We start from the raw sequence: 9799 nt of genomic DNA, 5'->3' as shown, positions 1-9799 counted from the left end.
TCCCGCCACCGCCGGGTCGGATGCCCACGGCAGGGGCGGTCACCGACGGCCGGATCCACCGACCGGTTCCGGGTCAGACCGGCGAACAACTGCCGATTCCGGTCTCCGCCCCGGCCGGGCCGCCCCCGGAGTTCCGGGTGCAGACGCCGACCGGCGAGCACCCGCAGATCCGGCCGGTCCCCCGAGGGGAGGATGCCGCCACACCGGAGTACGTGGTGCGCGCCAAGGCCGAGCCGCGGCACGCCCCGCCGCCGTACATCGTGCGCCCGCAGCCAGACCAGCCAGCACCGCCGCGACCGGCGCAAGCCTCCCCGACGGTGCCCATGGCTGCTCCGCCGACGCCGGTCTTCCCCACCGCCGCACCGTCCGGTCGGGTTCCGTCCGACGCCTCGGTCCCAGTCCCGGCGGAGGCCCCAGCCGAGGTCCCGGCGGAGGCCCCACTCCAGTCGGACCTTTCGGTGTCACCGGCCGCCGCGCTGGTACGGCCGGACGCAGCGCCCGCTGCGGAAACCTCCACCACTGCGGACAGCGACGGTGGACCGGCTCCGCTGCCCGACCAGCTCAATAGCGGCCCGGCCGACACCGACCCAGCCGGTACCGACCCGGTCGACACCGACCCGGTCGACACCGACCCGGTCGACACCGACCCTGCTGCCGGACCAACCGACGATCCGACCGGTACCGCCCCGGACGACAACGATGGCGGCTCCGGCCCTACCGGGCCGCCGGCCAGTCCGGACACCGTCCTACCGGTCACCGGGACCGCCGCCGGTTCGGCAACGGCGCTCGGCGCACCCACTATGCTGGCCCCGCTCGTACAGCCGGACCAGCCGGCCGACGAACCCGACCCGGCACCGGATCCCGAGACCGCACCGGACGAGACCGAGCCCCAGCTCAGCGACCCCGAACAGATGCTGTCGTCGTACCACTGGCGTTTCCACCACGAGACGCTGCGTGAGCTGGTGGACAATCCCGACGAGTTCCGGGCCATCCGGGACCGGCTCACCGAGAAGATCGAACCGGCGACCGACAACGCCACCCGGGCCCGGCTGTTGAGCCTGCGGGCGGTCGTCTCCCGGATCCTCGGCGACCTCGGCAAGGCACTGGCCGACGCCAAACTGGCGCTGGCGCACGCCGAGGCGACCGGGGAGCTACGCCGGGTCGCGATCGCCCAGGCACGGCTGGCGCACGTGCTGCAGTGGCGGGGTGACTTCGCCGAGGCGGACCGGTTGTTCGAGGAGGCCAACTCGGCCGAGCTACCCGACCGGCTCCGGGCCACGATGCACGAACATGCCGGCCGGTCCTGCTACGACCAGGGCCGCTACATGGAGGCGTGCAACCACTTTGAACGTGCGCTGGAGCTGCGCAAGGTCGAGGATCCGGACCTGATCGCGCGTACCGAACTCGCGCTGGACGCGGTGTTCGCCAAGGTCGCCGAGAACGGTTGGGGGCCGTACCCCCGGGACCGGGAGGAGATCCTGCGGCTGCACCGTCCGCCGCGACCGACCTTCAACGACCGGGCCCAGCAATGGGGGTACGCGGGGGTCGACGGCGAGCTGGTGATCGCTCCCGGCTACGCCGACGTCCAGCCGTTCCACGAGGGGGTGGCCTGGGTCCGCCGGCCGGAGGCCAAGTGGTGGGAGCTGATCGACGAGTCGGGGACGACGGTGATCGCGCCAACCGCCGGCTACATCGGGGTCGGCTCGTTCTCCGACGGACTCGCCTGGGTCACCGCCGACGGCACCGGCAGCTGGATCGCCATCGACCGGAACAACACCGTGGTGATCGGGACCGGCTTCGAGGACGTACGCCCGTTCCGGCGCGGCGTCGCGGTGGTCCGGCGCGGGGGCTGGGGCGCGGTCGACAAGACCGGCCGGATGCTGCTCCCGCCCCGGTTCGGCGGCTTCCCGACCGCACTCACCGACGGCCGCTACATCGACGGCTTCACCGACGAGGGTTTGGCGATCATCGACTCGGGTGGGCGCAAGGGCGTGGTCGACCGGTCCGGACGCATGGTCGTACCACCGGTGCATCCGGCGATGGCGATCCATCCGGTGGCGTTCCTGGTCGCGGCCCCCAACGGACACTGGGGGGCGTTGGACCGGCGCGGGGAACCGCTGATCGACCCGGTGCTGCCCAGCCGCGCGGACGTGATGGACGAGATCGACCGGCTGCTGGCCGACACCAAACCGCTGCTGTGACGCGGCGGTACGCGGCGCCCGTACCGGACAACCGGTCCGTCGGCACCATCGCGAGATCGATTTACCGCTGTACGTAAGCTCATGCCGACCCCCCCGGCGGGCCGACCGACGACTAGGGTTGGGGCATGGAATTCCGACACCTAGGCCGCTCCGGCATGCTCGTCAGCGAGATCTCCTACGGAAACTGGATCACCCACGGATCGCAGGTGGAGGAAGAGGCAGCCAACGCCTGCGTGCGCGCCGCGCTGGACGTCGGCATCACTACCTTCGACACCGCCGACACGTACGCCGGCACCCGGGCCGAGGAGGTGCTCGGCCGAGCGCTGCGTGGCGAACGCCGGGAAGGGCTGGAGATCCTGACCAAGGTCTTCTGGCCGACCGGCGAGGGGCGCAACGACCGGGGACTGTCCCGCAAGCACATCATGGAGTCGATCAACGGCTCGCTGCGCCGGCTGCAGACCGACTACGTCGACCTTTACCAGGCGCACCGGTTCGACTACGCCACGCCGTTGGAGGAGACGATGGAGGCCTTCGCCGACATCGTGCATTCCGGCAAGGCCCACTACATCGGGGTCTCGGAGTGGAACGCCTCGCAGATCCGTCAGGGTCACGCGCTGGCCCGTGAGCTGAAGATCCCACTGGTGTCCAACCAGCCGCAGTACTCGATGCTGTGGCGGGTCATCGAGGCTGAGGTGATCCCGGCCAGCGAGGAACTCGGCGTCGGGCAGATCGTCTTCTCGCCACTGGGTCAGGGTGTGCTCACCGGCAAGTACCAGCCTGGTCAGCCACCGCCGGCCGGCTCCCGGGCCACCGACCAGTCCGGGGGCGCAACGTTCATCGCCCGGTTCATGACCGACCAGACGCTGAGCACCGTGGCGCAGCTCAAGCCACTGGCCGAGCAGGCCGGCCTGTCGATGGCCCAGCTGGCCCTCGCCTGGGTGCTGCAGAACCCCAACGTGTCGTCGGCCATCATTGGTGCCACCCGGCCCGAGCAGGTGCGGGACAACGTCAAGGCCAGCGGGGTCCAACTGGACGGTGGCCTGATGAAGGCCATCGACGAGATCCTGGAGCCGATCGTCGAGCGGGACCCGGGCAGGACCGTCAGCCCGGCCAGTCGGCCGTAGCCGGCCCCGTGCGAGGTCATGCCGCTGCGGGCGGAGCCGCAGCGGCATGACGCGTCGTAGGTGCACGCACCCGGCCCGGCGCTAATGGACCGCCGCCACGCCGGGCAGCCGTCAGGACCAGAAACGGATCAGCGCCAACCCGTAGCCGTAGAGCGGCGCGGGCAGCCCGAACATGTCGCCCAACCAGAACACGGCCCGGAAGAACGCGCCGCCGATCTGGTCGTCCCACAGCAACGCGAACAGGCCGATGAAGCCGAACGGCGCGAGCACCTGGTAACCGCGCTGCCAGGCCGGTGGCAGCCACGGTTGGACCATGTTGCCGCCGTCCAGTCCGGGGACCGGCAGCAGGTTGAGCACACTGGCGGTCAACTGCAGGAAGCCCAGCAGGGCGATCCCCGCCCAGAACTCCTGGCGGGTGCCCGGATTCACACCGGCGAGGAACGGCACCGCGAGCACCACCGCGAGAGACACGTTGACCGCCGGGCCGGCGAGGCTCACCAGGGTGTGCCGGACGCGGCCCGCGATCCGGTGCCGGTCCACCCAGACCGCGCCGCCGGGCAGGCCGATCCCGCCGAGCAGGACCACCAGCACCGGCAACGCGACGGACAGCAGCGGATGGGTGTACCGGAACGGGTTGAGCGTCAGATAGCCGCGGCGCGCCACGCTGCGGTCACCGAACCGGTAGGCAACCAGCGCGTGCGCGTACTCGTGCAGGCAGAGCGAGACCAACCAGCCGCTGACCACCAGCACGAAGACGGCCACCCGGGCGTACCGCTCACCCGACCAGGCGAGTGCGCCACTGCCGGCCACCAGTGCGACCAGGACGAGGAAGACCGGACTGGGCCGCCAGCTCGTCGTCGGCCGACCGGCCCGCAGGCCACCCGACGGTCCGTCGGACGGCACCGGCCGCATCTCACTTGCCTGCCGGCAGCAGACTCATCCGGTACTCGGTGCGGTCGTCCTCCAACAGCTCGACCGAGGCGACGCCTGCCGCGGCCAACTCCCGCCAGGCCTGGCCGATCCAGGACTCGGCGTCGGCCTGGGTGCCGAACGTCTCGGCCGGCCCCTGCGTGGGCTGACCTTCCGCGTCCACGTACCGCCAACTCCATGGCATGTGCTGCTCCCCTCGGCGATGGACGCCGCAAGCCTAGCCGCGGCCGGTGACATCCCACCTCACCGGAGCACGGCCGGCACCGCCCCGGCAGGTCACGGCCGGCCGCGCCCGCCGTAAGGTACTGGCATGTCCGTTGGCGGGTGGCAGTCCATTCTTGTACTCGGTGGAATCCGGTCCGGCAAGTCCGACTTCGCCGAGTCCCTGATCACCGGTGATCCGATGGTGCGTTACGTGGCGACGGGTGCGGCCGATCCGTCCGACGCCGAGTGGCTCGCCCGGATCGGGGCGCACCGGGCCCGCCGGCCGGCCGACTGGCACACCGACGAGGCCACCGGGGATCCGGGCCGGCTGATCGAGGCGATCTCGTCGGCCCGCGCGGATGAGACGCTGCTCGTCGACGACCTGGGCGGTTGGGTCGCCGCGCTGCTCGATCCGACCCGGCAACCAGCCGACGACCGGGCCACCATCGCTGAGCTCTGTGCTGCGGTGCGGTCCTGCCCGGCCCGGTTGGTGCTGGTCAGCCCGGAGGTAGGGCTGGCGTTGGTGCCGTCCACACCGGTCGGGCGGGCGTTCGCGGACGCGCTCGGCTCAACCAACCAACTGCTGGCCGAGGTGTCCGACGCGGTAGTGCTGGTCGTGGCCGGACAACCGGTGCAGCTCAAGTCGACCGGTCCGGCCGCGACCGCCACGGTGACCAGCCCGGAGCCGCAGTCGCAAGCCGGGCCGGAGCCGGCCGCGACCAATGGGTCCGGCGCGGCGGCACAGATCGCCCCCGGGATGACCCTGCCGATGCCGGCGGAGAAGACCCGGACCGCCGGCATCGCCCGGCTGGGCCAGCTGGACCTGCCCGGAGCCGGGTTCGGTGCGCTCGAGAACGTCATCGGCTTCGCCGCCGGTACGCAGGACGCGACCAGCCCGCAACCGTGGGACCAGGTCCAGGTGGTGCTGGTCCACGGCGACCACGAAGGTGGAGTCGCCGCCGGCGACAGCCCGCAGGACTCGGCGCGCCGGGCCGACCAGGCCCGCGCCGGCCACGGGGCGCTGGCGCGGCTGGCCGCCACCGCCGGTGCGGTCGTCGACGTCGTTGCCGCCCCCGTCGCCGCCCCGATCGAACATCAGCCGGCGCTCACCCCCGACGAGGTGAACAGCGCCTTGGCAACCGGGTGGGAGGTGGCGCAGCGGGCCGGCCGGGCCGGCGTGGCGGCGATCGTCATCGCCGCCTGCGGCGCGGGCGGTGCCGCCGCAGCGGCCGCCGTCGTCGCGGCGACCACCGGGGCGGAACCGGCGGCGCTGCTCGGCCGGGTGTCCGCAGCGGGCGGAAAGGTCGACGACGCCGCGTGGATGTCGCGGTGCGCCGCCGTACGCGACGCGCTGCACCGCACCCGGCGCGGCACCCGTGGTGCCCGGGAGGTGCTGGCGGAGTACGCCGGCGGGGACGTCGCGGTGGCCACCGGGGTGCTGCTCGGCGCGACCGCCAACCGGATCCCGGTGCTGCTGGACGGCCCGGTCGGGGTGGCCGCCGCGCTGGTCAGCCGGGATCTCGCCGGCCAGACCCGGCACTGGTGCCTGCTGCCCGACCACGGCCGGCAGCCGACCGTTCGGCACGCGGCGGACGTACTCGGCCTGACCCCGCTTCTGGATCTGCGGCTCGACCTGGGTGAGGGCGCCACCGCGCTGGCCGCGTTGCCGCTGCTGCGTTCGACGCTCGCCCTGGCCGACACGCTCGGCGAACACCCGACGTTCGCCGAACCGGAGCCGGCCGGTCCCGGTCCGGCGGCCGCCGGACCGGCCGCCGCCGACCCGGCGGCGGCCGGTCCGGCGGCCGCCGGACCGCCCACCGGTCCGGGACATGCGGTGTCCGCCGGCGTCCGGCTCGCCGTCACCACCTTCACCGTGTTTCCGCTGCGGCCCGGTCCGGTGCACCGACCGGCGGCGGCCGCGGCGATGGCGGTCGCCCCGGTGGTCGGCCTCGGTCTCGGCGTACTTCTGGCAACGACCCTGCTCGCGCTCTCGGCCGCCGGAACCCCGGCGCTGGTCGCCGCTGCGGTGGTGACGGGCCTGGCTGCGGCGTCGACCCGAGGGCTGCACCTGGACGGACTGGCCGACACCGTCGACGCGCTCGGCTCGCACCGGCCCGCCGACGGCGCGCTGGCGGTGATGCGCCGGCCGGACATCGGCCCGTTCGGCGTGGTGGCCCTGGTCGTCGTGCTGCTGGCGCAGACGGCGTCGCTCGGTTCGCTACCGGCCGGACGGTCGTGGCCGGCGGTGCTGGCGGCGGTCGCCACCGCGGTCGCGGCAGGCCGCCTCGCGGTCACCTGGGCCTGCCGCCAGGCCGTGCCGGCCGCCCGACCGGACGGGCTCGGCGCGCTGGTGGCCGGCACCCAGCGGTGGCCGCTGCTGGCGGCCGGCACGGTCCTGGTCGCCGCCGTGGCGGTCGCCGCCGTACCCGGCCGACCCTGGCAGGGGCCGCTGGTGGTGCTGGGCGCCGTGCTGCTGTGGCAGACCTGGCTGCGCCATCTGGTACGCCGGTTCGGCGGGATCACCGGCGATGTGCTGGGTGCCGGGGTCGAATTCACCACCACCGCCGTCTACCTGGGCCTGGTAACCGTGCGGTGACCCGGTGTCAGGTGACCGGCGGTGCCGGCCGCACCCCGACCGGCCGTCGGCAACGGGCCACGGCGATCGGCAACCTCGGCCGCCACGGGTCCGGTGCCGGGTAGCGTTCACCTCGCCAGCGACGCACGACCCGGGGAGCAGGGAGCACCTATGGCCGCCAGTTCGGACGACCTGCTGCTGCCAGTGCCGGTCCCGGAGTCGCTGGCCGCCACGTACCTGGTCCCGGTGGTACCGCCGGACGCGGCTGTACCGGAGGCGCTGGACGCGGTGGACTGGCTCGGTGACCGGCTGCCCCGACCGGTGCGCGACCTGACCCGACAGATGCTCGGCAGTCCGCTGATGACCGTGCAGACCCGCCCGGTCGACCGGCTGCCGGAGCTGCCGCCGGATCTGCTGGCCGCGTTCGGGGCAACCGGCGGTCAGCTGGCCCGACTCCGCACCGCACAGCGTTGTGTCGTGGTCCAGGCCAACTACCGGCCGGGTTGGCCGCCGGCGCATGAGTGGGCCGCGCGGGCGGTCGGCGCGGCGCTGGCCGACGCCCTCGACGTCGACCTGATCGACCTGTTCGGGCTGCAGTTCCTCGACCCGGCGGGTGCGTTGCGGTCGCTGCCCGACGCCGACGGCCGGATCCGCCTGGTCGACTGGATCCTGGTGCCCTACTCCCCCGACGACGACGGGCTCTGGTTCACCACGAAAGGGCTGCGTCGGTTCGGGCTGCTGGAGCTGCAGGCGCAGCAGGTGCCGCCGAGGTTCGTCCGGGCCTGGGGGGCGATCATGACCGGGACCGCCCGCCGGCTGCTGCGGATCTGGACCGAGGCCCTGGCTGAACCGGAGCCGCCGGCCTTCGTCCAGTTGCCGGTGAATTTGCCGGTGTCCGGCCACGACATCGCCGTCGCGTACGGCAACCAGGACCGGCACGATTCGGCGGGTTCGGCGCTGCTGCGGATCGTGCTGGACCCGTCGACCGATCCGGAGGCCGACTCCTTCCTCACCCTCCGCCCGCCGCCGCAGGTCGCCGACAGCGACGCCGGGGACTATTTCACCCAGGTCTGCGGCGAGCTCTTCGGCGCCGGGCAGCCGGAGATCCACTACGCCCGGCGCAGCGACGCGATGGCACAGGCGATCACCACCGCCCGCCGGTCGCTGGGCGAGGTCCGGGCCCGGTACCTCGCCCGCGCGCTCGGCGGTCAACTGCTGGTCAAGTACGGTCTCACCGCGCCGGACGGCCACGAGTACGTATGGGCCAACGTCACCGGCTGGCCGCATCCCGGCCGGATCCACGCGGCCAGCACGGTCGACGCGGTCTGCGACCCGACCGTACGGGTCGGCAGCCCGGTCGAGGTGGACGCCGCGGACGTGGTCGACTGGGCGCTGATCAGCGGCGACCGAATGGTGGAGGGTGGTTGGACCGAGTCGGTACTCGATCAGGGCGACCGGGGCCCGACCGGGCGGTGAGCGGTCCGGTCGGGCGCTGAGCCGGGACGCCGTCAGCGCAGCGGGCAGTCAACGCACCGACGACGGTACGAACGGCGGGGTCACCACCCGCATCGGCGCGTGTCGGCCGCGCACGTCAACCTGCACCTCGACACCGTCGGTCGGCACCGCAGCGGTGTCCAGCAGAGCCAGGCCGACACCTGCCCTGCGGGTCGGCGAGAAGGTACCGCTGGTCACCGCACCGACCTGCGCTCCGTCGAGCAGCACGGCCATGCCGGGTCGCGGGATGGCCCGCTGCACGGCCTGCAGACCGCGCAGCAGCCGGGCCGGCCCGGCTGCTTTTTCCGCCAGCAGTGTGGTCCGACCCCAGAAGTCCGGTTTGCGCCAGCCGACCGCCCAGCCGAGCCGGGCCTGCACCGGGGTGACCGCCACCGTCAGGTCCTGGCCGTGCAGCGCGTACCCCATCTCGGTGCGCAGCGTGTCCCGAGCGCCCAGCCCACAGGCCCGCGCGGCGATCGGTGTCTCGGCGGCCAGCAGCAGGTCCCACACCCGGCCCGCCGCCTCGGCCGGCACCACCAGTTCGTAGCCGTGCTCGCCGGTGTACCCGGTGCGGCAGACGACCAGTTCGGTGCCGGCCAGCCGACCGGCGACGAAGCTCATGTACGGATGCCCGGTGGGCAGCCCCAGATCGGCGAGGAGTCCGGCCGAGGCCGGTCCCTGCACCGCCAGTACGGCGTACCCGGTGTGCTCGTCGGTAACCGTGACCCCGCCGGGCGCCGCCGCCCGCAGCCGGCCGACCACCTCGCCGGTGTTCGCCGCGTTGGGTACCAGGAACACGTGGTCGTCGGCGTACCGGTAGGCGATGATGTCGTCGACGACGCCGCCGGTGGCGTCGTCACAGCAGAGCGTGTACTGGGCCGAACCGGCGGCGATCCGGTCCAGGTCGTTGCTGAGGCAGGTGTTGACGAACGCCGCCGCGCCGGGTCCGGTGACCCGGGCCTTGCCGAGGTGCGACACGTCGAACACGCCGACGGCGTCACGCACCGCCTCGTGCTCGCGCAGCACGCCGCCGCCGGCGTACTCCAGCGGCATCTGCCAGCCGCCGAAGGCCGCGAACTTCGCGCCGAGCGCGACGTGCCGGTCGTGCAGCGGGGATCTGCGCGGCGCGCCGTCCCCGGTCATGGTCACCTCGGTCATGGGAGGCAACTTACCGGCGGACCCGCAGGTGGCTAGCATCGGCGGGGCACCACCCCGTCCGGCGGAGCAAGTTGCGCCGGAGACCAACCCGCCGGTCGCCACAAGCCGACCGG

Annotated in this window: 7 protein-coding genes and 1 pseudogene; 5 read left to right on the top strand and 3 right to left on the bottom strand. The window is 73.3% G+C overall.

Translation table 11 applies throughout. The annotated features are described in order from the left end of the window. Both O7543_RS30115 and O7543_RS30110 read left to right on the top strand, forming a co-directional pair. The coding region (locus O7543_RS30115; RefSeq protein ID WP_348650063.1) for a WG repeat-containing protein at positions 1 to 2201 on the top strand (2201 nt) is incomplete at its 5' end. Between the two features lie 125 nt (positions 2202 to 2326). Continuing rightward, positions 2327 to 3325, top strand: a complete 999-nt coding sequence (locus O7543_RS30110) for an aldo/keto reductase family protein (RefSeq protein ID WP_278170376.1) — start codon at positions 2327 to 2329, stop codon at positions 3323 to 3325. Positions 3326 to 3436: 111 nt separating this feature from the next. Here the strand turns inward: O7543_RS30110 and O7543_RS30105 are convergent, their stop codons facing one another. Together O7543_RS30105 and O7543_RS30100 are read right to left on the bottom strand one after the other, a co-directional pair. Beyond that, positions 3437 to 4228: a site-2 protease family protein gene (locus tag O7543_RS30105; RefSeq protein ID WP_281550764.1), complete on the bottom strand. Its 792-nt coding sequence runs from the start codon at positions 4226 to 4228 to the stop codon at positions 3437 to 3439. A 10-nt stretch (positions 4229 to 4238) separates the two neighbouring features. Then, positions 4239 to 4439, bottom strand: a complete 201-nt coding sequence (locus O7543_RS30100; RefSeq protein WP_281550765.1) for a hypothetical protein — start codon at positions 4437 to 4439, stop codon at positions 4239 to 4241. Positions 4440 to 4565: 126 nt separating this feature from the next. Here O7543_RS30100 and O7543_RS30095 point away from each other — a divergent pair. The 3 genes and pseudogenes from O7543_RS30095 to O7543_RS30085 form a co-directional block, all read left to right on the top strand. Beyond that, a pseudogene (locus tag O7543_RS30095) lies at positions 4566 to 6206 on the top strand (bifunctional adenosylcobinamide kinase/adenosylcobinamide-phosphate guanylyltransferase); the annotation flags it as partial. An 87-nt stretch (positions 6207 to 6293) separates the two neighbouring features. Then, on the top strand, positions 6294 to 7055 hold the full coding sequence (locus O7543_RS30090) for an adenosylcobinamide-GDP ribazoletransferase (protein WP_281550767.1): 762 nt from the start codon (positions 6294 to 6296) through the stop codon (positions 7053 to 7055). Between the two features lie 150 nt (positions 7056 to 7205). Beyond that, entirely contained in the window at positions 7206 to 8510 is a 1305-nt protein-coding gene (locus O7543_RS30085) for a DUF2314 domain-containing protein (RefSeq protein ID WP_281550768.1), read from the top strand. Between the two features lie 48 nt (positions 8511 to 8558). On the opposite strand, the gene gcvT is transcribed toward O7543_RS30085, so the two are convergent. Next, positions 8559 to 9686: a glycine cleavage system aminomethyltransferase GcvT gene (gcvT, locus tag O7543_RS30080; RefSeq protein WP_281550769.1), complete on the bottom strand. Its 1128-nt coding sequence runs from the start codon at positions 9684 to 9686 to the stop codon at positions 8559 to 8561. Between the last annotated feature and the right edge of the window lie 113 nt (positions 9687 to 9799).

It is taken from the genome of Solwaraspora sp. WMMA2080, from assembly GCF_027497395.1.
Taxonomy (GTDB): domain Bacteria; phylum Actinomycetota; class Actinomycetes; order Mycobacteriales; family Micromonosporaceae; genus Micromonospora_E.
The sequence above is the reverse complement of the archived record's forward strand: the minus strand, read 5'-3'. Positions and strand labels throughout refer to the sequence as shown.

Excerpts from the sequence above, each read along its gene's own strand:
- O7543_RS30110 (WP_278170376.1), top strand. The coding sequence starts at position 2,327 with ATGGAATTCCGACACCTAGGCCGCTCCGGCATGCTCGTCAGCGAGATC.
- O7543_RS30085 (WP_281550768.1), top strand. The coding sequence starts at position 7,206 with ATGGCCGCCAGTTCGGACGACCTGCTGCTGCCAGTGCCGGTCCCGGAG.
- gcvT (WP_281550769.1), bottom strand. The coding sequence starts at position 9,686 with ATGACCGAGGTGACCATGACCGGGGACGGCGCGCCGCGCAGATCCCCG.
- O7543_RS30100 (WP_281550765.1), bottom strand. The coding sequence starts at position 4,439 with ATGCCATGGAGTTGGCGGTACGTGGACGCGGAAGGTCAGCCCACGCAG.